Origin of the sequence: Paraburkholderia sp. Ac-20342 (genome assembly GCF_017104985.1) — a bacterium.
Classification (GTDB): Bacteria; Pseudomonadota; Gammaproteobacteria; order Burkholderiales; family Burkholderiaceae; genus Paraburkholderia.
Genome location: NZ_JAAGPQ010000006.1, coordinates 128169 through 150487, shown reverse-complemented (window position 1 = coordinate 150487; position 22319 = coordinate 128169). Strand labels below are relative to the sequence as shown.

22 protein-coding genes are annotated in these 22319 nt (G+C 62.7%); 18 read left to right on the top strand and 4 right to left on the bottom strand.

Annotated features, from left to right (window positions below; translation table 11 throughout):
• From G3N58_RS04375 to G3N58_RS04325, 11 genes are all read left to right on the top strand, one after another.
• Positions 1-488 (top strand): 4Fe-4S dicluster domain-containing protein (locus G3N58_RS04375; RefSeq protein WP_205998546.1); only part of this gene is annotated, 488 nt, incomplete at its 5' end.
• Between the two features lie 120 nt (positions 489-608).
• Entirely contained in the window at positions 609-2117 is a 1509-nt protein-coding gene (gene tcuA, locus G3N58_RS04370) for an FAD-dependent tricarballylate dehydrogenase TcuA (RefSeq protein ID WP_167044462.1), read from the top strand.
• Between the two features lie 96 nt (positions 2118-2213).
• A complete protein-coding gene (locus G3N58_RS04365) occupies positions 2214-2930 on the top strand; it encodes a GntR family transcriptional regulator (RefSeq protein WP_167283289.1) in 717 nt (238 codons plus the stop codon).
• Positions 2931-2946: 16 nt separating this feature from the next.
• The gene (locus tag G3N58_RS04360; protein ID WP_167044456.1) at positions 2947-4227 is read left to right on the top strand and encodes an aconitase/3-isopropylmalate dehydratase large subunit family protein; all 1281 of its coding nucleotides are present in this window, start codon (positions 2947-2949) and stop codon (positions 4225-4227) included.
• Positions 4217-4732, top strand: coding sequence for a 3-isopropylmalate dehydratase small subunit (locus tag G3N58_RS04355; protein ID WP_167044453.1), 516 nt, complete (start codon positions 4217-4219; stop codon positions 4730-4732). The genes G3N58_RS04360 and G3N58_RS04355 overlap by 11 nt, the downstream gene beginning before the upstream one ends.
• Positions 4733-4844: 112 nt before the next feature.
• Positions 4845-5783, top strand: coding sequence for a tripartite tricarboxylate transporter substrate binding protein (locus tag G3N58_RS04350; protein ID WP_205998545.1), 939 nt, complete (start codon positions 4845-4847; stop codon positions 5781-5783).
• Positions 5784-5807: 24 nt separating this feature from the next.
• Entirely contained in the window at positions 5808-6557 is a 750-nt protein-coding gene (locus tag G3N58_RS04345; protein WP_167044447.1) for an electron transfer flavoprotein subunit beta/FixA family protein, read from the top strand.
• 1 nt (position 6558) lies between these two features.
• A complete protein-coding gene (locus tag G3N58_RS04340; RefSeq protein ID WP_205998544.1) occupies positions 6559-7485 on the top strand; it encodes an FAD-binding protein in 927 nt (308 codons plus the stop codon).
• Positions 7486-7567: 82 nt separating this feature from the next.
• Positions 7568-8083, top strand: a complete 516-nt coding sequence (locus G3N58_RS04335) for a tripartite tricarboxylate transporter TctB family protein (RefSeq protein WP_205998543.1) — start codon at positions 7568-7570, stop codon at positions 8081-8083.
• Between the two features lie 4 nt (positions 8084-8087).
• Positions 8088-9632 carry a tripartite tricarboxylate transporter permease gene (locus tag G3N58_RS04330; protein WP_205998542.1) on the top strand — a complete coding sequence of 515 codons (1545 nt, stop codon included), beginning with the start codon at positions 8088-8090 and terminating at the stop codon, positions 9630-9632.
• Positions 9633-9687: 55 nt separating this feature from the next.
• Positions 9688-10905 (top strand): MFS transporter, encoded by a 1218-nt coding sequence (locus G3N58_RS04325; RefSeq protein WP_205998541.1) that lies wholly within the window; start codon positions 9688-9690, stop codon positions 10903-10905.
• Positions 10906-11042: 137 nt separating this feature from the next.
• Here G3N58_RS04325 and G3N58_RS04320 read toward each other — a convergent pair whose 3' ends face one another.
• Both G3N58_RS04320 and G3N58_RS04315 read right to left on the bottom strand, forming a co-directional pair.
• A complete protein-coding gene (locus G3N58_RS04320) occupies positions 11043-12029 on the bottom strand; it encodes an Ldh family oxidoreductase (RefSeq protein ID WP_205998540.1) in 987 nt (328 codons plus the stop codon).
• A 22-nt stretch (positions 12030-12051) separates the two neighbouring features.
• Entirely contained in the window at positions 12052-12852 is an 801-nt protein-coding gene (locus G3N58_RS04315) for an N-acyl homoserine lactonase family protein (protein WP_167044432.1), read from the bottom strand.
• A gap of 227 nt (positions 12853-13079) precedes the next feature.
• Between G3N58_RS04315 and G3N58_RS04310 the strand changes: the two genes are divergently transcribed.
• Positions 13080-14186: a LacI family DNA-binding transcriptional regulator gene (locus tag G3N58_RS04310; protein ID WP_205998539.1), complete on the top strand. Its 1107-nt coding sequence runs from the start codon at positions 13080-13082 to the stop codon at positions 14184-14186.
• Positions 14187-14503: 317 nt separating this feature from the next.
• Positions 14504-15283 (top strand): SDR family NAD(P)-dependent oxidoreductase, encoded by a 780-nt coding sequence (locus G3N58_RS04305; RefSeq protein ID WP_205998538.1) that lies wholly within the window; start codon positions 14504-14506, stop codon positions 15281-15283.
• Positions 15284-15306: 23 nt separating this feature from the next.
• On the opposite strand, the gene G3N58_RS04300 is transcribed toward G3N58_RS04305, so the two are convergent.
• Together G3N58_RS04300 and G3N58_RS04295 are read right to left on the bottom strand one after the other, a co-directional pair.
• On the bottom strand, positions 15307-15978 hold the full coding sequence (locus tag G3N58_RS04300; protein ID WP_205998537.1) for a DUF4286 family protein: 672 nt from the start codon (positions 15976-15978) through the stop codon (positions 15307-15309).
• Between the two features lie 300 nt (positions 15979-16278).
• Positions 16279-17508 (bottom strand): FAD-dependent oxidoreductase, encoded by a 1230-nt coding sequence (locus G3N58_RS04295; protein ID WP_205998536.1) that lies wholly within the window; start codon positions 17506-17508, stop codon positions 16279-16281.
• Between the two features lie 171 nt (positions 17509-17679).
• Between G3N58_RS04295 and G3N58_RS04290 the strand changes: the two genes are divergently transcribed.
• Genes G3N58_RS04290 through G3N58_RS04270 form a run of 5 tightly spaced genes read left to right on the top strand, consistent with a single transcriptional unit; the run spans position 17680 to position 22309 of the window.
• Positions 17680-18891 (top strand): ABC transporter substrate-binding protein, encoded by a 1212-nt coding sequence (locus G3N58_RS04290; RefSeq protein WP_205987985.1) that lies wholly within the window; start codon positions 17680-17682, stop codon positions 18889-18891.
• 24 nt (positions 18892-18915) lie between these two features.
• Entirely contained in the window at positions 18916-19800 is an 885-nt protein-coding gene (locus tag G3N58_RS04285; protein WP_205998535.1) for a branched-chain amino acid ABC transporter permease, read from the top strand.
• A gap of 49 nt (positions 19801-19849) precedes the next feature.
• A complete protein-coding gene (locus tag G3N58_RS04280) occupies positions 19850-20836 on the top strand; it encodes a branched-chain amino acid ABC transporter permease (protein WP_205988145.1) in 987 nt (328 codons plus the stop codon).
• Positions 20829-21602, top strand: coding sequence for an ABC transporter ATP-binding protein (locus G3N58_RS04275; protein ID WP_205998534.1), 774 nt, complete (start codon positions 20829-20831; stop codon positions 21600-21602). Before G3N58_RS04280 ends, G3N58_RS04275 begins: the two co-directional genes overlap by 8 nt.
• Positions 21599-22309 carry an ABC transporter ATP-binding protein gene (locus G3N58_RS04270; RefSeq protein WP_205998533.1) on the top strand — a complete coding sequence of 237 codons (711 nt, stop codon included), beginning with the start codon at positions 21599-21601 and terminating at the stop codon, positions 22307-22309. Before G3N58_RS04275 ends, G3N58_RS04270 begins: the two co-directional genes overlap by 4 nt.
• Positions 22310-22319: the final 10 nt, after the last annotated feature.

Here is a 22319-nt window from a genome sequence, read left to right as displayed (position 1 = left end):
ACTTCAAGCAGTGGATGAGCAAGGGCCTGTACCTCGGCACGCTGATGGTCGGCATCGAGCAGAAGCTGCTGGGCGGCAATGTGCCGTGGACGCTGCATCACCAGCATTGGGATCACGAGATGCTGAAACCGGCATCGCAGTGCAAGCCGATCACGTATCCGAAGCCCGATGGCAAGCTCACGTTCGACCGGCTTTCGTCGGTATTTATTTCGAACACGAATCACGAAGAGAACCAGCCCGCGCATCTGACGCTGAAAGACCCGACCGTGCCGGTCAACGTGAACTGGCAGACCTATGCGGGTCCGGAGTCGCGCTACTGCCCCGCTGGCGTGTATGAATTCGTGAAGAACGATGACGGCAACGAGCGGCTTGTGATCAATGCGCAGAACTGCGTGCACTGCAAGACCTGCGATATCAAGGACCCGACGCAAAACATCGTATGGGTCACGCCGGAAGGTGGTGGCGGGCCGAACTACCCGAATATGTAACCAAGCGGCGAAAGCGACTTCGAGCATGACTCGAACATCGTTGACGCTTCATGAATTTTTTAGTATTTTCATGTATACGCGTGTTTTTAGAAGCACGCTAACCAGGACAGGAGAAGTTTGATGACGCAGGCCAAGTACGACGTCGTGGTGGTGGGGGGCGGCAATGCAGCGCTGTGCGCGGCGCTATCGGCGCGTGAGAAGGGCGCAAGCGTGCTCGTGCTGGAACGCGCACCCGAGGATAAGCGGGGCGGCAACAGTGCGTACACCGGGGGTGGCTTCCGCATGGTTCATCACGGCGCCGACGACATCAAGGCGATTGTCCCCGACCTGACGGAAGACGAGATCGGCCGCACGGATTTCGGCCAGTACACGCGCGAGGATTACCTCGACGATCTCGGCCGCATCACGCAGTACTACATCGATCCTGATCTCGCCGAAGTCATCGTCGACAGCAGCACCGACACGGTTCACTGGATGCGCGGGCGCGGCGTCAAGTTCGTCCCGAACTATGGCCGCCAGGCGTACAACGTCAACGGTCGATTCAAGTTCTTTGGCGGCGTGGTGATCTACGCGAACGGCGGCGGACGCGGCCTCGTCGATCAGCTGTACAAGGCGGCCGAAGCGCAGGGCATCGATGTGCGTTACGGCGTGCAGGCCAAGGGACTCGTCGTCGACGAGCGCGGTGTGTGCGGTGTGCGCGTCGTGGCGAATGGCCGCGAGAGCGTCATCGACGCGAAAGCGGTGGTGCTCGCGTGCGGCGGCTTCGAGGCGAATCGGGAGATGCGCACACGCTATCTCGGCCCCGGCTGGGATATGGCGAAAGTGCGCGGCACCCGCTACAACACCGGAGACGGCATCCAGATGGCGCTCGACATCGGTGCCCAATCGTACGGGCAGTGGTCCGGCTGTCACTCGGTCGCATGGGAGCGCTATGCGACGGACTTCGGCGATGTCGATCATCCGCATGCGGGTTATCGGCACAGCTATCCGATGGGTATCATGGTCAATGCCGACGGCAAGCGTTTCGTCGACGAAGGCGCCGATTTCCGCAACTACACGTACGCAAAATACGGTCGCGTTGTGCTGCAGCAGCCGGGCAGTTTCGCATGGCAGATCTTCGACCAGAAAGTGAAGCCGCTGCTGCGCGACGAATACAAGCTGCGCGGCGCGACCAAGGTGCTTGCCAACACGCTCGAAGAACTCGCCGATCGTCTGCAGGACGTCAACGGCCGCCAGCTGCTCGAAACGATCCAGCAGTACAACGCGTCGATCCGCAAGGACGTGCCGTTCGATCCGAACGTGCGCGACGGACGCTGCACCGAAGGGCTCGACGTCAACAAGACCAACTGGGCCAACACGATCGAAGACGGTCCGTTTGAAGCGTATTCGGTGGGCTGCGGCATTACGTTCACGTTTGGCGGCCTGAAGATCGACACGTCGGCAAACGTGCAGGACATCGAAGACCAGCCGATCGCGGGTCTCTACGCGGCAGGCGAACTGGTCGGCGGCCTGTACTATTTCAACTATCCGGGCAGCACCGGTCTGATGGCCGGTTCGGTGTTCGGACGCATCGCGGGCCGCGAAGCCGCCACGCATGCGGCTAGCGTGCAGGCAGCCGCCACTGCGTAGCAGCGCTATCGACGGATACGGTCCGGTTCGCGCTGCGTCGACGAACAACGCCGCTGCATACACTGATCGAAACGTCATTTAAGGAAATACGCTGACATGGCAACCACATCCACGCGCTCACGCAAGAAGGCAACCGTCGAGGCCGCCGAGCTGGAAGTACGGGACGAAAAACAGCACGGCTCGCGTAGCGACTACGTGTACCAGATGCTGCGCAAGCGCATTGAAAGCGGTGAACTGAAGCCGGGCGACCGCGTCATGGAAGTCGAGATCGCGGAGCAGCTCGAGGTCAGCCGCACGCCGGTGCGGGATGCGTTGCGGCGGCTCGAAAGCGACGGCATGGTGGTCATCGAGCCGCGCGTCGGCTTGCGGATCGCATCGCTTAGCCGCGGCTCGATTCTCGAGTTGTATTTGATGCGCGAACTGCTCGAAGGCACCGCGGCGGGACTGTGCGCGACGCATGCGACGGAACTCGAGCTGATGGAGCTCGAAGAGCTGGTGCGCAAGGAGAAGTCGTTGCAAGGCGACTACGAAGCGCTGGCGCGCCACAACCGGCGCTTCCACGAAGCGATCTATCACGGTGCGCACAACCGCTATCTCGAGAAGAGCCTGAACGCGGTGAACGATTCGATGTGGCTGCTTGGCCGCAGCCTGATGTATAAGCCCGAGCGTGCGGAAACCGCGTACCTGCAGCATCGCGAACTGCTCGAAGCGATTCTCGCGCGTGACAGCGTGACGGCCGAAAAGCTCGCGCGCGAACATATCGCGGCCGCGAAGAAGGTCAGATTGCGCGCTCTTTTCGATAGCCAGGAATAGGGACAAGGAGGCCCAGATGGGTCAGACGATCGCTGAGAAGCTTTTCAGCAAGAACAATATTCACGGACAGCCCGCCTATGCAGGCGACGTGATCGAAGCGCGCATCGATGGCGCGATGATGCACTATCACGCGTCCGAGCCGATGCATGACATGGCGCAGCAAGCCGGCTTCAAGAATGGCTTGCCGCGTGTGTGGGATCCGGAGCGCATCTTCGTGCTGCTCGATCATCATCAGCCGACTCTCTCCCAGAAGCAGGCCGACGAGAACGCGCTGGTGCGCAGCGAAGTCGAGCGTCTCGGCATTCGCTGCTTTCACGATTCCGAGCCCGGTATCGCGCATCAGATGATGGCCGACTACGGCCTGATGCGTCCGGGCGAACTCGTCGTCGGCAACGATTCGCACACGATCTCGTACGGCGCGCTCAACGTCGGCGGCACGGGCATCACGCGTGCCGACATGTTCTACGTGCTGTTGTTTGGCGAATTGTGGTTCCAGGTGCCGGAGTCGATCCGCATCACGCTGAACGGCACGCAGCCGAACTATCCGATCGCGAAAGATATCATCCTGTATCTCGCCGGCCAGTACGGTGACGATTTCGCAAGCGGCAAGTCGATCGAATACACCGGTTCGCTGGTGCCGCAGATGTCGATCGACAGCCGCATGTGCCTGTCGGCACATGGCGTCGAAGTGGGCGCGAAGCTTGCAATGTTTCCCTACGACGAGCGTACGCGCGACTATGTACAGAAGCGCACCGATCGCGGATACGAGCCGATCGTTGCGGACGCTGACGCGAAGTATGTGCGCGAGATCACCGTCGATGTCGATTCGATGCCGTTCGTGGTCGCGAAGCCGCATCAGTTCGGCAATGTCAGTCCGATCGACGAGGTGCGCGGCCAGCGCATCCATCAGGCGCAGATCGGTTCGTGCGCGAATGGCCGGTTCGAGGACATCGAGATCGCCGCGCGCGTGCTAAAGGGCCGTAAGGTCGCAAAAGGCGTGCGCTTCCTGATTTCGCCGGCGTCGCAGAAAGTTTATCTCGAGTGCATGAAGGCAGGCCTGATCGAAACGCTGCTGGAAGCGGGCGCGCAGGTCATCACGCCTGGCTGCGGCATTTGCCAGCCGAAAGTGGGTTTTCTGTCGAACAAGGAAGTGTGCATCACGTCGACGACGCGCAACTTCAAGGGACGCAAGGGCAGCCTCGACGCCGAGATTTATCTGGCGGGTCCGCTTTCCGTCGCGGCGGCGGCGCTGGCTGGCGAAATCGTCAATCCGAAGGAGCTCGTCAATGCGCTTTGATATGAACCGCCCGATCCAGGGCCGCGTATGGAAATTCGGCGATTCGATCGAAACGGACGCTATCAATCCGTACTACCACTATCCGACGATGGACGAGATGAAGCTTCACACCATGGAAGCGTATCGTCCGGAGTTCGCGAAAGAGGTCAAGCCCGGCGACATTCTGGTCGCGGGGCACAACTTCGGTTGCGGTTCGAGCCGGCCGGGCCTCGTGCTGCGCGAAGTCGGCATCGCGGCGATCGTCGTCGAATCGGTGTCGCGGCTCTTTCTTCGCAACAGCATCGCGCGCGCGATTCCGATCTTTCTCGCGCCAGGCATCACGAGTCTGGTCGACGACGGTCAGACACTGCGCATCGATTATCCAGGCGGTAAGGTGATTAACGTCGACAACGGCAACGAGATTGCGATGCGCCGCTTCCCGCCACTGATCGAAGCGATTTTCGGTGCAGGCGGTTTGCCCGAATACGCATACGAGCGCTACATGCGCGAGCAGCAGATCGTTTAACGCGGCGAGGCGTGTCACTGCGCCGCGATGTTCTCAAATTATTTTGGTTGACTAAGTAAAAGGAGGCGAGGTGCGTAACCGGTTCAATCACTGCGTGAGAGCAGGATTGTCTTTGCTGGCGCTGCTTGGCGCGATATCGACGGCACATGCCGCCGACGCGTATCCCGACAAGCCCATCCGCATGCTTGTCGGTCAGGCGCCGGGCGGCGGCACCGACGTGGTCGCGCGTCTGGTGGCGAAAGAAATGACGCAAACGCTCGGTCAGTCGGTCGTGGTCGAAAACCGTACCGGCGCCGCGGGCTCGATCGCCGCGAGCGTGGTGTCGAACAGCGCGCCGGACGGCTACACCGTGTTGCTGGTATCGAGCAGCTACGCGATCGATCCGAACCTGATGAAACTGCCGTTCGATCCGATGAAGGATCTCGTGCCGGTGAGTCTGCTTGCACAGGTGCCGTTCCTGCTCGTCGTGAATCCGAAACTGCCGGTGAAGAACGTCGGCGATCTGCTGGCGCTCGCGAAGCAAAAGCAGGGCAGCCTCACGTTCGCGTCGGGCGGCCCGGACAGCTCGGGGCATCTCGCGGGCGTGCAGCTCATGAACCTGTCGAAGATCCCGATGACCCACGTTCCGTATCGCGGCGCGGGGCCGGCTCTCGTCGACGTGATTGCCGGGCAGGTCGACTTCATGTTTGCGAGCGTGTTGTCGGCGACGCCGCTCGTCAAGCAAGGCCAGTTGCGCGCGATCGCCGTGTCGAGCGACAGGCGTTCGGCGTCGAATCCGCAACTGCCGACGGTCGCTGAATCCGGCGTGCCCGGATATCGCTCAGGTAGCTGGTACGCACTGCTCGCGCCGAAGAATACGCCGCCTGCCGTGCTCGACAAGCTGCAGGACGCGGCCGCTAAAGCCGTGCATGCGAAGGTCGTGCGTGACACGTTGAGCCTGGACGGTGCCGAGCCGGTCGGCAGCACGCGGCAGGAATTCCAGAGCTTTCTCGCCGGCGAGATGGACAAGTTCAAAAAGCTCGTGGAGATGGCGCGTGCGTCGGTCAGGTAATGTAATCGCAAGAGGGTATAACGCATGAAGGTTCTGGTAACCGTGAAGCGCGTCGTCGATCCGAACGTCAAGGTGCGTATCCGCGGCGACGGTTCGGGGGTCGATCTGGCCAACCTGAAGATGACGATGAATCCGTTCGACGAAATCGCCGTCGAGGAGGCGGTGCGGCTGAAGGAGCAGGGCGTCGCGAGCGAGGTCGTGGCGGTGTCGGTCGGGCCGTCGCAGTGTCAGGAGACACTGCGCACCGCGATGGCAATGGGCGCGGATCGAGGCATTCTTGTCGAGAGTGCGGCAGGGCTGGAGCCGCTCGCTGTCGCCAAGCTGGTGCGCGAAGTCGTCAAGGCTGAAGCGGCCGATCTGGTTATCGTAGGCAAACAGGCGATCGACGACGATTGCAATCAGACTGGCCAGATGCTTGCCGCGTTGCTTGGCTGGCCGCAGGCGACGTTCATTTCGAAGCTGGAATTGCGCGACGGGCATCTCCTGCTGACGCGCGAGATCGACAGCGGCAGCGAGACGCTCGAATTGCCACTGCCTGCCGTCGTGACTACCGATCTGCGGCTGAACGAGCCGCGCTATGCGACCTTGCCCAGCGTGATGAAAGCCAAGCGCCTGCCGCTCGCGGTGAAGAAAGCCGATGAGCTCGGCATCGATCTTACGCCGCGCCTGACGCAGCTTGGCGTCGAGGAACCCGCGATGCGCGCGCCGGGCGTGCGTGTCGCCAGCGCAGCCGAGATGGCTAGCAAACTCCACTCCGTTCTGGGAGCCGATTGACATGGCAGTACTGGTGATCGCCGATCACGACGGCGAAAAAATGAGCGAGAGCGTACGCAACGTGGTGACCTGCGCGCGCGAACTGAGCAATGAGGTCGACGTCATCGTCGCGGGCGAGACGGTCGGTGCGCTGGCCGAAAGCGCGCGGCGTATCGCGGGCGTGCGCGTTGTGAAGACACTCGAGGCGACCTGCTATCGCGGTAGCGCGGCGGAGAACGTCGGGCATGCGCTCGCCGCGATGATCGACGGCTATACGCACGTGCTGGCCGCCGCGAGCGGCTATGGAAAGAATCTGGTGCCGCGCCTCGCCGCGCTCGCCGACGTACAGCCAGTTTCCGATGTGATGCAGGTACTTTCCGCCGACACGTTCAAGCGGCCGACGTACGCCGGCAACGTGATCGCGACGGTTCGTTCGAGCGACCGCATCAAACTGATGACGGTGCGCGTCACCGCGTTCGCGGCCGCACCGCTGGATGGCGACGCGCCCGTCGAAGCGTGCAGCGCCACCGCGGATCTGCAACTGTCGCGCGTGGTGTCGATCGACATCGCGCACTCGGATCGTCCCGATCTGTCGAGTGCGCGCGTGGTCGTGTCGGGTGGGCGCGGGATGGGCAGCGCGAAGAACTTCGAGGTGCTCACGCCGCTCGCCGACAAGCTCGGTGCGGCGATCGGCGCGTCGCGCGCGGCGGTCGATCTCGGTTTTGTGCCGAACGACTATCAGGTCGGGCAAACGGGTAAAGTCGTCGCGCCGGAGGTCTACGTTGCGGTCGGCATTTCCGGCGCGATCCAGCACCTCGCGGGCATGCGCGACAGCAAATACATCTTCGCGATCAATCGCGATCCCGAAGCGCCGATCTGCGCGGTTGCCGATTATTGGCTCAACGAGGATCTGTTCGAAGCCGTACCCGCGCTGGTCGATGCGCTGTAGTCACGCGCGCGATGCATGAATCGCGCTATGACGTGATGGACCGCAGAGTCCACGCGAAGTCGAAAGACGTAGGAGACATAAGATGCAAAGTACTAGCCGGATTGCGCGGCTCTTTAACCGTCGCAATCAGGATTACTACGCCGGCACGCTGATGATGATCATCGGGTTGTCGGCGGCCTATACGGGCAGAAGCTACGGCGTCGGTTCGTTCTCGCGGATGGGCGCCGGCTTCTTTCCGGTCGCCCTCGGCGGACTGCTCGTGCTGGTGGGTATCGGTATCGCGATGAGCCGCAAGCACACCGATACCGCCGTCGAAAGTCAGGCCTCGACCGAGATGCCGCGCAAATCCGACGTATCGCTGGGTCTGCGCATGCGCGGCTGGCTTTGCATCATCGCGAGCATCATCGCGTTCGTCGTGCTCGGCAGATACGGCGGCCTGCTGCCGGCGTCGTTCGCCGTCGGTCTGATCGCGGCGCTGGGAGACCCCGACAACCGCCTGCGCGATGCGTTGCTGCTCGCGCTCGCGCTGTGCGTCGTCGCGACGGTCGTGTTCTGGTGGGCATTGCGCATGCAGTTCCCGCTGTTTACCTGGGGTTAGGCCGATGCTCGCTCAATCCCTCTTCGATCTGTGGCACGGCTTCGCCATCGCGCTCGAACCGCACAACCTGATGTGGGTGTTTTTCGGCGTACTGGTAGGCAATCTGATCGGCGTACTGCCCGGCATGGGAGCGCTCTCGGCGATGTCGATCCTGTTGCCGCTGACGTATGCAATGCACGCGGTGCCGGCCGTGCTGATGCTTGCGGGCATTTTCTACGGCTCGCAGTACGGCGGCGCGATCGGCGCGATCCTGCTTAATCTGCCGTGTCATCCGCCGCACGCGGTCACCTGTCTGGACGGCTATCCGATGACGCGGCAAGGGCGCGGTGGCGCGGCGCTCGGCATCACGATGATCGCGTCGTTTGTCGCGGCGTCGTTCGGTATCGTCGTGATGGTATTTGCTTCGCCGGCGCTGGTGCGTATCGCCTTCAAGTTCGGTCCTGCGGAACTGTTTTCGATCATGCTGCTCGGGCTGATCGTCGGCGGCACGATGTCGCGCGGTGCGCCGCTCAAGGGCATCGCGATGGTGCTGGTCGGCCTGCTCGTCGGCATGGTAGGCACCGACGTCAATACCGGCACGATGCGCTTCACGTTTGGTTTCATCGATCTGGCCGACGGCGTGCAACTGGTCGCGCTCGCGCTGGGCCTGTTCGGCGTTACTGAATTTCTGCGCAATGTCAACTGCATGGACGCGGTCGGCAGCGGCATGAAGGTGAGCCTGCGCGACATGCGACCGAGCGGTGCGGAGTTGAGGCAGGCGGCGGGGCCTATCGCGCGCGGTACGCTGATCGGTACGCTGTTTGGCGCGATGCCCGGTACGGGGCCGACGATCACGACGTTCATCGCGTACGCGCTTGAAAAGCGTATCGCGCGTCAGCCAGGACGCTTCGGGCAGGGGGCGATCGAAGGCGTTGCGAGTCCCGAGGCGGCGTCGCATTCGAAGACCCAGGTCGACTTCATTCCGACGATGTCGCTCGGCATTCCCGGCGACGCGGTGATGGCGCTCATCCTCGGCGCGCTGCTGATCCAGGGCATCCAGCCGGGCCCGCAACTGATCGTGCAGCATGCCGATCTGTTCTGGGGCTTGATCGCGAGTTTCTGGATCGGCAACGTCCTGCTGATCGTGCTGAACGTGCCGCTGATCGGCCTGTGGGTACGCATGCTGCGCGTGCCGTACCGGCTGCTGTTTCCCGCGGCGCTGTTCTTCATCGCGGTTGGTGTGTACTCGACCAACAACAGCCTGTTCGAAGTGCTCGAAGTACTGGTCTTCGGACTGGTGGGCGCGGTGTTCGTGCTGCTCGAGTTTCCGGTTGCGCCGATCCTGCTCGGTTACGTGCTTGGTCCGATGGTCGAAGAGAATTTCCGTCGCGCGATGGTGCTGTCGCAAGGCGATCCGGCGATCTTCGTCGAGCGGCCGATCAGCTGCGCGTTCGTATCGTTGTGCGCGTTACTGATCGTCGTGCAGTTGGGCTTCTGGCTGCGCCGGCTGATTGGCCGACGGCGCAGCCGCGATGTCGGCATGGAGCGGCGGGCATTCGAAGGCAAGTAACGTCGTGGCCCGGCGCACCGATCTGCGCGCGGCCGGGCGCGACCGGAGAGTAGCGATGGCATCCCGATACCGGCTGGTCTTGCTGTTGTGGGCTATGCAGTTCGTCAACTACCTCGATCGCATCAATATCTCGGTCGCTGCGCCGACGATGATGCGGTCGCTATCGATCGATACGGGCGCGTTCGGCATGGTGCTCGCCGCGTTCACGCTCGGTTACGCGCTGATGCAGATTCCCGGCGGCATGCTGGCGGACCGCTATGGTGCGAAAAGATTGCTGGTGTGTGCGCCGATCGCATGGTCGCTGTTTACAGGGCTCACCGGGTTCGTGCAGACGCTGACCGCGCTGATCGCGGTACGGCTGTGTTTCGGTCTCGCGGAAGGTTCGGCGAACGCGTCGCTGTACAAGCTGGTCGGCGACAACTTTGCATCGCGCGAACGCGCCGCGGGCAACGGCGTGTGGCAAAGCGCGCTCGCGATCGGACCGGCGGCGGTCGCGCCGCTTTCCGCATGGCTGCTGCTCGAAGCGGGATGGCGGCAGATGTTCTTCTGGTTCACGATTCCGGGTTTGCTGATCTCGGTGGTGCTGTATTTCGGTGTACCGTCGCGTGGCGAGATCGTGCGCGATGCCGAACCTATCGATAAAGATCTGTCATCCGGCTGGTCCGGGCTGTTCCGCCGTCCGGGCACGTGGCTCGTGATGCTCGGCTACATGACGTTCAACATGGGCTATTGGGGGTTTCTCGGCTGGATGCCCGGCTATCTGGCGCTCGAGCGTCATCTGGATCTGCACGCGCTCGGCTACGGCGCGTCGATTCCGTATCTCGCGGGGCTCGTCGGGCTGATCCTGTCTGCGTGGCTGAGCAGCACGGTGCTGCATCGCTATCGTCCGCAACTGATTGCGGCGGGCTATCTCGCGGCAGCCGTCGCGCTGTATATGACGTTCAACGCACAAAGCCTGTCGGGCTGCCTTGCGTATCTATGCGTCGCGGCGTTCTTCATCTACGGCAATTTTCCGCCCACGGCGGCCGTGCTGCTCGATGTCGGTCCGCAGAAAGGCCGCGGCACGTTCGTTGGTATCGCGAATACCTTCGGTCAGGCGGGCGGTTTCGTCGCGCCGCTGGTGGTCGGTTTTGTCGTGCGCATTACGCATTCGTTCGCGGGCGGCTTCGCGTTCATGGTGTTCGCGCTGGTTTGCTCCGCTTTGAGCTTTCTTGCGCTGTATCCCTATGTGGCCAGGGCGAAATCGTCTGCGTGGGTGCGAGGTGAGGTTTAGGAGAAGCCGTAGTCGTGGGGCCGTCGTGCAACACTTGAGTTTCCCGGGCACGTTGGAGCTGTGGTGTCCGGTTTTTCATGAGTCTTCGACCGTAGGGCGAAGCCTGTATTGCCGGGCGATTTCACCCGGCGGCAAATCTACTGCCCACACATCGCGCGAAGTGCCTGCACCACTTCATCGGGGATTTCGAGCCGGTCGGTCTCGACGCGCGCCGCACGCTCTGCCATCGATCGCTCGAACGGCATGCGTACGGGCGCACCGTTTTCGACCGGGCGGGTGGAGTGGATTGCATTCGCATAACCGTCGACGGCGGCCTTGTAGTCATCGAGCGAGGTGAGCAGATCGGGCCGCACGGCGATCGCCAGAAAGCCGAAGTCGCGCAATTCGCCTGGCATGATGGGCGAGCCGGCCAGCATGCCGAGCAGATGCACGACGATCGCGAGGCCGCTGCCTTTGTGGCCGCCCCATGGCGCCAGCGCGCCGCCGAGCGCGGCGGTAGGATCGCGCGTTTCGCGGCCGGCCGCATCGAATGCGACACCGGCCGGCAATGCTTCACCAATGCGTTGCGCGAGTTTCACCTGTGCATGGATGATCGATGAGGTGCCGATATCCCAGATCACCGGCTGGCGGTTCGACGGAAAGCCGAAGCAGATCGGATTGGTGCCGAAGCGGCCCTCGGTACCGCCATGCGGGGCAACCCACGGTGAGGCGTTCGACGCGAGCATGACGATGAGATCCTGCGCAACGGCCATTTCCGCGTAGTAGGACAGCATGCCCGTGTACCAGGTGTTGCTCGCGCCGACGATCGCGATGCCTGCGCTCGACGCTTTGTCGATCGCCAGCCGCGTGGCGCGTTCTGCGACCAGATAGCCGAGCTGATCGCCGCCGTCGAGCCGCGCCGATACCGCGGACTCCTTGACGACGGCAATCGGGTGCGTCGAACGTGGCGTGTCCGCGAGACGTTCCGCAATGCTCAGAATACGCGCGAGTCCACTGAAGCCGAGTCCGCGCAATTCGCAATCCATCAGGTGCGCCACGATGATCCACGTTTCGGCGTCGCTATAGCCGAGTTGCATCAGCGATGCATGTGCGAGTTCGCGCGCTGCTGTAACGGTCAGATTCATCTACGATCCCCCATGCAATCCATTAGCGCGGCGCAGCGTCGAGCCGCACGATCCAGTCCTCGGTTTCCTTGCTGTGCGCCGGATAGCGCGTCAGCACGGCGGGATCGTGGCCGGGTATCACGTGTTGTGCGGAGCCGGCCAGTTCATGCACGAGGCGGTAGCCTTCGATCATGTCGCCGACGTTGTAGACGGCCGGAAACGGACGGTTCTGCTCCATGTTCGCGTACAGGTGCGACGCATCCGACGCGAGCACGACCCAGCCGCGCTCGGTATGCACCCGCACGACCTGCAGGCCGTCCGTATGGCCGCCGACACGGTGTACGCTGAGTCCCGGCGTAATGTGCGACGTCCCGTCATGAAACACCACGCGGCCGTCGAAAATACGGCCCACCATCGACTTCACGTCTTCGGGATCGAACGGATGATTCAGCGCGCCATGGCACATGCAGCGGCCGGTGCAATAAGCCATCTCGCGATCCTGCACGTGATAGCGCGCTTTCGGAAACAGCGAGCGGTTGCCGGCGTGGTCGTAGTGCATGTGCGTGACGATCACGTCCTCCACCGCGCTGGAGTGAATGCCGATCGCGGCGAGGCCCTCTTCGACCGGACGCGTGATGATACGGCGGCGCTTCGCGCCCACTTCGGCATCGAAGCCCGTATCGACCAGAAAGCTGCGACTCTCGCCGACGACGGCCCACACGAAATAGTCGAGCGGCATGTTCACGTCATGCGGATCGCCGCCGAGAAAGTTGTCTCGCGCGGGGCGGTCGTGATGCGCGTACTTGATCGCGTAAATCTTGTAATTTTCGAGTGCGGTTGTCATGACGGGTGTCTCCTGTCCTCAATGTATGAGAGCGCTATCATAACTCTCTCGCGGCTCGTTGTGTTGAGTCGTCACGCGGGTTGCCGCAGGCGCGAATGGCGTGCCGCTGTTGTCCGTTGTCATGGGCGAGCCTCGTCTGGCCCAAGGACGGGGGCGTTCAAGGCGGCGTGGAGCGCCGTGCCGCATGCGCTACAATCCATCATCGAACTGAAGAGCCGGATGGACGAGTGAAAAAGCGTGTGGCGGCCGTCGACGACGGAAAGACCGGGTTGAAAAGCGGAGCGAAAGCCGCGCTGAAACCAGCTGTCGGTACGGGCAAGACACGCACGGGCGGACAGGCGGTGCGCATGATCGACGTGGCGAAAGCGGCGAACGTGTCACTGATGACTGTATCGCGGGCGCTCAATGAACCCGAGCGGCTCTCCGAGGAAACCCGTAAGCTCGTGCTCGATACGGTGCGCCGCATCGGCTACGTGCCGAATCACATCGCATCGAATCTCGCGTCGGCGCGCTCGAATGTGGTCGGCCAGATCGTGCCGAGTATTCAGAATTCGCTGTATTCGCACAGCATCAAGGGCTGCGCGGACGTACTGCGTGCCGCCGGCATGCAGTTGCTGTTGGCCGACAGCGGCTATTCGCTCGAAGAGGAAGAGGCGCTGATCGATGCGTTTATTGCACAGCGCGTGTGCGGACTGGTACTGCACAATACGGTCCATACGCCGCGCGCCGCGCAGGTGATCCGCGCGGCCGGCATCCCGATCGTCGAGACGGGCGACCTCGCGCGCACGCCGCTCGACATGGCGATCAGCTACTCGAACTACGCCGCCGCCAGGGAGATGACGCTGTATCTGGCCGGCCGCGGCTACCGGTCGATCGGTTTCGTCTGCCTGACTACCCGTAACAACATGCGCGCTCGCGAGCGTCTGAAGGGCTATCACGCGGCGCTCGCCGCGCTCGGCCGTGAGCGCAATCCGGCGCTGGTGCGTGAAGTGGAGGGCGGCCTGACCTCGGGCGCGCACGCGCTCGTGGACATGATGCAGCGCGTGCAGGACGTCGACGCGATCTTCTTTGCCGGCGATGTGCTGGCTATCGGTGCGCTATTCGAAGCGCAGCGGCGCAACTGGAAAGTGCCGGAGCGCATCGCGATTGCCGGCTTCGACGACCTCGACATCCTGCGCCATACGGTGCCGCGTCTCACCTGCCTGAATCTGCCACGGCTCGAAATCGGCCGCCGCAGTGCCGAAGCGTTGCTGCAACGCTTGCGCAGCAACGAGCCAGCCGTGCCGACGCGGCTCGATCTCGGCTTCGAGATCATCCAGCGCGAAAGCACCTGACCCGGCAGGCATTCTGCCCGTCATGTGTTCGAAGCGGCCCCGTTCCGCCGCCGGTTTGTCAGCCTCAGCGTGCGATATGCCGCTTACTTTTTCGATGGTTCCAGCCACGGCGTTCCACGTATGAGTTTCGCGTGGCGCCGCGCGTATTCCATTTTGCGTTTTTTCTGGCCTGCTGCCTGGCAATGCTCCGGGCAACTCCCTATGTTGCAGCACTTTGTCTTTTCATATAAGTTAGCGCTACCATTTAACGCGGCGGGTAGTCTATACTTCGCTGAAGCCCGGCGACGGGCGCGCCAGTCGACAAGGAAAATCGCAGAATGAAGGGGAAAACTGCACTCGTAACGGGATCGTCTCATGGTTTGGGCTTTGCGATGGCCGATGCGCTAGCGACAGCCGGCTGTCAGGTCGTGCTGCATGGCGTCGAGCCGCCCGCGCACGTCGAGGAGGTACGCGCGGCCTTCGAGGCAAAGCATGGCCGCCGCGCCGATTACCTGCAGGTGGATCTCGGCGATGCGTGCGCCGTCGAGCGGATGATGTTCGAAGTGATCGAGCGGCTCGGCTCGATCGACGTGCTGGTCAATAACGCGGTAGTACGCCATTTCGCGCCGATCGATGCGTTTCCGGTCGACAGATGGGAGCAGGCGCTGGCGGTCAACCTCAGTGCGGCCTTTCACTCGATTCGCCTCGCCTTGCCGGGGATGCGCGAACGCGGCTGGGGCCGCATCTTTAATATGACGTCGGTGTACGGTATGCGCGGCACGGTCAACCGCGTCGATTACGTGACGACCAAGTCCGCGCTGCTTGGCCTTACGCGCGCGGTCGCCGCCGAAACGATGGGGCAGGGGATTACCTGCAACGCGATCTGCCCGGGTGCGGTGCATACGCCGACTAGCGAGAACCGGATTCAGGCATTGATGGAAGACACGGGACTCGACCGCGAGACGGCGGTCGAGCGTTTTCTGACCGGCAAGCAGCCGACCGGCCGCTTCGTCGAAGCGGCGCATGTCGCCGATCTCGTCGTGTTCCTGTGCGGCGATGCGGCGGCGCAGATGACAGGCGCGATGCTACCGGTGGAGGGAGGCTGGCTCGCGATCTGAGCCGTGGCGCTGCGAACGGGCCGTCATGGCAAGCGCGGGCATGCTGCGCTTGCCGTGCTTCGCAACCCGATCACGCAACTCAGCGCGAACAGATCCACCTGTGGTTCGCGCACGCGGCTCGCCACGCTTTCAATTGCGCGGCACGCGGCCGCCACACAAGCTTCAAGTGCGGTTGCTCGCGCGCTTTCGAGCATCAGCAGATGTCCGACGGTATCGTCGTGATCCGGCTCCGCATGACGTTCGACCGCGCAATGCACACCCATCATGCGCGGTTCGCGCATGATTGTGTCGCATAGCGACACGCCCTGTCGCGCATCAATTTCCCTCGGTATGCGCGGACGCAGTGTTGCCAGTGCGCCGCCGATGCCGTCTCCCGTCGTAGCCAGCACGCCGAAAGTGCCGCGCGCCGAGGTGCGCAGATGCGGCTTCATTTGCTGCGTCCATGGCGTTGGTGACGCGACGCGCGCCTGATAGGGGGCTTCGGTCAGCACCTGGTCATTGGCCAGCTCATAGCAGGCGAAATAGGCCGGGTGCCCGGTATCTAACGACGTATAGCGCCGTGCCCGCACGAAGCCGGGAATATCGACTCGCTCGCGCAAGTGTTCGCGCGTGATCCACGCGTCGTATTCACTTTCGTGAAGTTCGGGCGCGATCGTATTCCAGATCGCGAGCACTGCCTTGCCGGCAACGGCCATCGTGACGTCTCCTCGTGGTTGAAGGGATCGCGGCACACCGATTGCACGGCCGGCCGCGCTGCCAGGACTTACGATGGTAGCGCTATCCATTCGAGGCGGCAAGCAGTGAGGCGGTATGACCGATAACCTCGGATGATATGAACTATCCTGACTTTATCGGCCCGCGCGAGGTCGTGACGGGCAGCGGCACGGCATTGAGCCGCGAAGTGGTTTCGCGTTTCGTACGACGTGGCACCGAAGTCATGGCGGCAGACATTCCGCGGCGAATGCCGGGTCCGTCTCCTGCCCGGAAAGCCGGCTTCAGCCCATCAGCTCGCGCCAGCTAACTTTGGGGTCGGCGAGCGCTATCGGGTCGAGTCGTCCGTTTTTCGCCAGCACGCGGCGCAATGCGGAAATATCGCGGCCGGCATCGAAGGCGATGGCGCCCGTTACGCGGCCGTCCGCATCGAAGGCGAACAGGCTGTGCGCACCGTCCGCCGTACCGCGCATGACCCACACCGGCGCATCCGGAATGTGGCCGAGCATCTGGATGTTCACGCCCAGTTGATCGGACCAGAACCACGGTACGTCGTCGTAGCGTCGCGGCTCACCCGCCGCCGTTGCGCCGGCCGCCCGCGCCTGCAGTTCGGCGACTTGCCACGACTCGATGCGGTGCAGGCCGCTGCGGCCCTCGACCGGATGGCGCGTTACCTCTCCCGCCGCGAAGATGTACGGGTCGTCGGTACGTCCGTATGCGTCGACGAGAATGCCGTCGTCGACAGCGAGGCCCGCCTGCTGCGCCAGCTCGGTGTTCGGTATGACACCGATGCCGATTACGATCAGGTCCGCATGAACCGGATGCGCGGTGTCTTGCAGCGCGATGCGCACGCCGACTTGCGGTCCCTGTTCGATGCGTGCGATCCGTGCACCGAGCCGCACGTCGACGCCCGCCGCTCGATGCATGGCCAGTACGCGACGGCTCGCGGCGTCGGGAAACACACGTGCGAGTAGCCGGTCGGCCAGATCGATCACGGTGACGGTGCAGCCGTGGTGCCGCGCTGCCGCGGCCACCTCGAGGCCGATGAAGCCGCCGCCGATCACGGCCACATTCGCGCCGGCCCGCAGGCGCGGCTGCAAACGATGCGCGTCGTCGCGCGTGCGCAGATAGAAAACATCGTCGTCCAGTTCGCGCGGCAGCGGCAGACGTCGCACGCGCGAGCCGGTGGCGAGAATCAGTTGCCCGTAGCGATAGCGATGACCCGCGGCGGTATCGACCACGCGGGCCGTTTTGTCGACCGCTGTCGCGCGCTCGCCTGGCCGCACCTCGATACGTTCGTCGGTGAACTGTGCGGCGCTGAGCTTTTCGCACGCGGCGCTATTGGCCAGATCATGCAAGACGTCTTTCGAGAGCGGCGGGCGATCGTAGGGCAAATGCATCTCATCGCCGAGAATCGCGATGCGCGCGTCCGGCCGTACCGCGCGTGCGGCTTGCGCGGCGCATCGTCCTGCCTGACCGCCACCGATTATCAGAATGTCGAACTGTTGGTTCATGGATTCACGCAAATGAAAAGGACGGGACAGGAGCGCAAGGATTGCATGCAATCCGTTTTCGCGAATGTCGGGTATCTACTCATTCCATGCATTTAGGTTAGCGCTATCATAGCACCACACGAAATCGATACGGTGAAGTCGAAAGGGTCCAATACCAGGGAGACACGACGCATGAGATTCGGGGCATTCTGCTGTGCGGCCATCACGGTACTTTCCGCCGGCTGGTCAATCCAGGCATCGGCGCAGATTTCAGGCGACGCCGTGAAAATAGGCTTTCTCACCGATATTTCGGGAACCTACGCCGACAACGACGGGCAGGGCGGCGTGGAAGCGATCAGGATGGCAATTGCCGATTTCGGCGGCACGGTCAACGGCAAGAAGATCGAGCTGCTGTATGCGGATCATCTGAACAAGGTGGACGTCGCGAACAACAAGGCGCACGAGTGGTTCGATCAGGACGGCCTCGACATGATGATCGGCGGCGCTAACTCGAGTGTCGGCCTCGCGCTGGCGAAACTGTCGGCCGAGAAGAAAAAGCCGTTCATGGCGGTCACCGCGGCAACCGCGCGGCTCACCAACGAAGACTGCACGCCGTACACGGTCGCCTACGCATACGACACGATCTCGGTGTCGCGCGGCACGGGGGGCGCGATCGTCGATCAGGGCGGCAAGACCTGGTTCTTCATCACCGCGGACTACGCGTTCGGTACATCGCTGCAGGACGAAACGGCGAAGGTCGTGCAGGCGAAGGGCGGCAAGGTATTGGGTTCGGTCAGGCACCCGGTGGGTGCGTCGCCCAACTTCTCCTCGCTGGTGTTGCAGGCACAGGCGTCGAAAGCGCAGATTCTCGGCTTGGCCACCAGCGGCGGCGATCTGATCAATGCGGTGAAAACGGCGAACCAGTTCGGCGTCAACAAGACGATGCACCTCGCCGCGATTCTTACACACATCACCGAGATAAATTCTCTCGGCCTCAATCTGACCCAGGGCATGTATCTCACGGACAGCTGGTACTGGGATCAGGATGACGAATCGCGTGCGTGGTCCAAACGCTTCTTCGCGATCGTGCATCGCATGCCGACCGCGATGCAGGCGGCCGACTACTCGGCCACGCTCACTTATCTGAAAGCGGTCAAGGCGCTCAATAGCGATGACGGCGACAAGGTGATGGCCTACATGAAGACGCATCCGATCGACGACCTGTTCACGAAGCATGGCACGATCCGTCCCGACGGACGCATGGTGCACGACATGTATCTACGCCAGGTGAAGACGCCGGCCGAGTCGAAATATCCGTGGGATTACTACAAGACGATTCGCACGATTCCAGGCGATCAGGCATTCAACACGAAAGCCGAATCGCAATGCAAGTTGTGGAAGTGACGCGGCGGGCTTGCGGAATCAGATATGGAAATTTTCGGCTATCCGGTACAGGCTGTCCTGTCCCAACTGGTGATCGGTCTCGTCAACGGCTCGTTTTACGCGATGTTGTCGCTCGGTCTCGCGATCATTTTCGGTTTGCTCAATGTAATCAACCTGTCGCACGGCGCGCTGTACATGCTCGGCGCGTTCGCGACGTGGATGGGGCTCGACTATCTCGGCCTCAGCTACTGGGTAATGCTGATTCTTGCACCGCTGATCGTCGGGTTGATCGGCGTCGTGATCGAGAAGACGATGCTGCGCTGGCTCTACAAGCTGGATCACCTGTACGGGCTGCTGCTGATGATCGGCCTCGCGAGCTTTCTCGAAGGCCTGCTGCAGTCGTTCTATGGCGCCTCGGGCGTGTCGTATTCGGCGCCCGACGCGCTGAACGGTGCCGCCGATCTCGGCTTCATGGTGCTGCCGGTGTATCAGGCGTGGGTCGTCGCGGTAAGCCTCGTCGTATGTTTCGCGACCTGGTATGCGATCGAGCGCACACGTCTGGGCTCGTATCTACGGGCGGGCACCGAGAACCCGCGCCTCGTCGAGGCTTTCGGCATCAACGTGCCGCGCCTGATCACGCTGACCTACGCTTTCGGCGTGGGCCTCGCCGGACTGGCCGGCGTGCTGGCCGCACCCACGGTGCAGGTGTCGCCACAGATGGGTTCGAACCTGATCGTCGTGGTGTTCGCGGTGGTGGTGATCGGCGGGTTGAGTTCGATCGTCGGCGCGATCGTCACGGGGCTCGTGCTCGGGGTGGCGGAAGCGCTGGTCAGCCTGTTCTATCCGCAGGCGTCGGCTACGGTCGTATTCGTCATTATGGCGATCGTACTGGTGCTGCGCCCAGCGGGCCTGTTCGGCAAGGAGCGTTGAACATGCATGCATCCGACTGTTATGTGCTTCACGGGAGATTCGCGCGATGATCGACAGAAAAGTCGCTTATGGCTTCGCAGTCGTCGTATTCCTGCTGGCTCCGCATTTCGTTTATCCGCTGTTTCTGATGAACGTGCTGTGCTTCGCACTGTTCGCGTGTTCGTTCAATCTTCTGATCGGCTTCGCCGGGCTGGTGTCGTTCGGGCATGCCGCGTTCTTCGGTGGCGCGGGTTATATCGCCGGCTATGTGCTCGCGACGCTGCACTGGCCGTTTGCGCTCGGCATCGTCGCCGGCATCGTGACGGGCGCATTGATGGGGCTGGGCTTCGGTCTGCTGGCCGCACGTCGCAACGGTATCTATTTCTCGATGATTACTCTCGCGCTCGCGCAGATGATTTACTTCGTATTCCTGCAGGCACCGTTTACCGGCGGCGAGGACGGCTTGCAGGGGATTCCGCGCGGCACGCTCGCGGGTCTCGATCTGACCGACGATATGACGTTCTATTACGTCGTGCTTGCAATCACCTCCCTCGGCTACGCGCTCATGCTGCGGGTCGTGCATTCACCGTTCGGCCAGGTACTGCTCGCGATCCGCGAAAACGAAGCGAGGGCCGTGTCGCTCGGGTATGACGTTACGCGTCACAAGCTGCTTGCGTTCGTGCTGTCGACCTCGCTCGCCGGGCTCGCGGGAGCGACGAAGGCAGTCTCGGTCGGCACGCAGACGCTCACCGATGCGCACTGGGCGATGTCCGGCCTCGTCATCCTGATGGTGCTGATCGGCGGTATGGGCACCTATTTCGGTCCGGTGATCGGCGCGTTGGTCATCGTCGCACTCGAGAGCAAGCTCGGCGACTTCGGCAATCTGCTCGCGGAGACCACGCATGTCGACTGGTTCAGGCAGATCGGCGTCTCGGTGACGATGGTGACGGGGCTGATCTTCGTGGTGTGCGTGCTGACGTTCAGGCGTGGCATCGTCGGTTCGATGCTGGCGTTGTCGCGCAAGGCGGGTGGGCAGGGAGCGCGTCAACATGGATGACCGGATTCTCGAAACGCGCGATCTGAGCAAGGACTTCAAGGGCTTCACCGCGGTCAATCGCGTGAACCTGAAAGTGCGGCGCGGGCATATCCATGCGCTGCTCGGGCCGAACGGCGCGGGCAAGACGACCTGCTTCAACCTGCTGACGAAGACGCTGGCGCCCACTTCCGGCCGCATCCTGTTCAACGGAATCGACATTACCTCGCAACGGCCGTCGCAGGTCGCGCGACGCGGCATTGTGCGTTCGTTCCAGATTTCCGCGGTGTTTCCGCATATGACGGTGTTGCAGAACGTGCGTGTCGGCTTGCAGCGCGCGACGGGCACGTCGTACCAGTTCTGGCGTAGCGAACGGGCGCTGAACGTGCTTAATGAGCGCGCCATGCAGTTGCTGGAGGAAGTCGATCTCGGCAGCTTCGCGGATCGCGTCGTCACGGATCTGCCGTACGGCCGCAAACGCGCACTCGAAATCGCGACCACGCTTGCGATGGACCCGGAACTGATGCTGCTCGACGAGCCGACCTCCGGCATGGGACACGAAGACGTCGAACGCGTGACCGAACTGATCAGGAAAGTGTCGGCGGGACGCACGGTGTTGATGGTCGAACACAACATGGCAATGGTCGCGGGTATCAGCGACCGCATTACGGTGCTGCAGCGCGGCGCGATTCTCGCCGAGGGCGATTACCAGACCGTGTCGACCGATCCACTGGTTGTCGAAGCGTATATCGGCGCGCCGCAGGAACCGCAGCGCAGGGAGGTTGCATGAGCGAGGCCGCATTGCAAGTCAGCAGCCTGCATGCCTGGTATGGGGAGTCGCACGTGCTGCATGGCGTCGACCTGACGGTCGGACACGGCGAAGTGGTCAGCTTGCTCGGTCGCAACGGTTCCGGCCGTACGACGCTGCTGCGCGCGGTGTTCGGCCTGACAGGTGCCCGTAAGGGGTCGATCCGGATCGGCGGGGTCGAGGCGATCGGCCGGCCCACGCATCGTATCGCGCATATGGGCGTCGGGTATTGCCCGGAAGAGCGTGGCATTTTCGCGTCGCTGAACGTTGAGGAAAACCTGCTGTTGCCGCCCGCGTTGTCGAAGCATGGCGAAGGGATGTCGATGCAGGAGATCTACGAGGTGTTTCCGAATCTGCACGAGCGCCGCACGAGCCAGGGTACGCGGCTGTCGGGCGGTGAGCAGCAAATGCTCGCGCTCGCGCGCATCCTGAGAGCCGGTGCGCGGATTCTGTTGCTCGACGAGATTTCGGAGGGGCTCGCGCCGGTGATCGTGCAGGCGCTCGGCCGGATGATCCGCATGCTCAAGGAGCGCGGCTACACGATCCTGATGGTCGAGCAGAATTTCCGCTTCGCCGCGCCGCTCGCGGACCGTTTCTATGTGATGGAGCACGGCGAGGTCGCCGAACATTTCGCGGCGCCCGAGCTGCCGTCGAAGATGGCGCGCCTTGGCGCGTTGCTCGGCGTCTAGCGCATGGGCG

What these genes read in the sequence shown, in the direction of transcription:
- G3N58_RS04305 (WP_205998538.1), top strand. Translation starts at nt 14,504, where the DNA reads ATGAAGGGGAAAACTGCACTCGTAACGGGATCGTCTCATGGTTTGGGC.
- G3N58_RS04340 (WP_205998544.1), top strand. Translation starts at nt 6,559, where the DNA reads ATGGCAGTACTGGTGATCGCCGATCACGACGGCGAAAAAATGAGCGAG.
- G3N58_RS04275 (WP_205998534.1), top strand. Translation starts at nt 20,829, where the DNA reads ATGGATGACCGGATTCTCGAAACGCGCGATCTGAGCAAGGACTTCAAG.
- G3N58_RS04290 (WP_205987985.1), top strand. Translation starts at nt 17,680, where the DNA reads ATGAGATTCGGGGCATTCTGCTGTGCGGCCATCACGGTACTTTCCGCC.
- G3N58_RS04320 (WP_205998540.1), bottom strand. Translation starts at nt 12,029, where the DNA reads ATGAATCTGACCGTTACAGCAGCGCGCGAACTCGCACATGCATCGCTG.
- G3N58_RS04345 (WP_167044447.1), top strand. Translation starts at nt 5,808, where the DNA reads ATGAAGGTTCTGGTAACCGTGAAGCGCGTCGTCGATCCGAACGTCAAG.
- G3N58_RS04355 (WP_167044453.1), top strand. Translation starts at nt 4,217, where the DNA reads ATGCGCTTTGATATGAACCGCCCGATCCAGGGCCGCGTATGGAAATTC.
- G3N58_RS04300 (WP_205998537.1), bottom strand. Translation starts at nt 15,978, where the DNA reads ATGGCCGTTGCCGGCAAGGCAGTGCTCGCGATCTGGAATACGATCGCG.
- G3N58_RS04285 (WP_205998535.1), top strand. Translation starts at nt 18,916, where the DNA reads ATGGAAATTTTCGGCTATCCGGTACAGGCTGTCCTGTCCCAACTGGTG.
- G3N58_RS04360 (WP_167044456.1), top strand. Translation starts at nt 2,947, where the DNA reads ATGGGTCAGACGATCGCTGAGAAGCTTTTCAGCAAGAACAATATTCAC.
- G3N58_RS04335 (WP_205998543.1), top strand. Translation starts at nt 7,568, where the DNA reads ATGCAAAGTACTAGCCGGATTGCGCGGCTCTTTAACCGTCGCAATCAG.
- G3N58_RS04315 (WP_167044432.1), bottom strand. Translation starts at nt 12,852, where the DNA reads ATGACAACCGCACTCGAAAATTACAAGATTTACGCGATCAAGTACGCG.
- tcuA (WP_167044462.1), top strand. Translation starts at nt 609, where the DNA reads ATGACGCAGGCCAAGTACGACGTCGTGGTGGTGGGGGGCGGCAATGCA.
- G3N58_RS04295 (WP_205998536.1), bottom strand. Translation starts at nt 17,508, where the DNA reads ATGAACCAACAGTTCGACATTCTGATAATCGGTGGCGGTCAGGCAGGA.
- G3N58_RS04330 (WP_205998542.1), top strand. Translation starts at nt 8,088, where the DNA reads ATGCTCGCTCAATCCCTCTTCGATCTGTGGCACGGCTTCGCCATCGCG.
- G3N58_RS04365 (WP_167283289.1), top strand. Translation starts at nt 2,214, where the DNA reads ATGGCAACCACATCCACGCGCTCACGCAAGAAGGCAACCGTCGAGGCC.
- G3N58_RS04270 (WP_205998533.1), top strand. Translation starts at nt 21,599, where the DNA reads ATGAGCGAGGCCGCATTGCAAGTCAGCAGCCTGCATGCCTGGTATGGG.
- G3N58_RS04325 (WP_205998541.1), top strand. Translation starts at nt 9,688, where the DNA reads ATGGCATCCCGATACCGGCTGGTCTTGCTGTTGTGGGCTATGCAGTTC.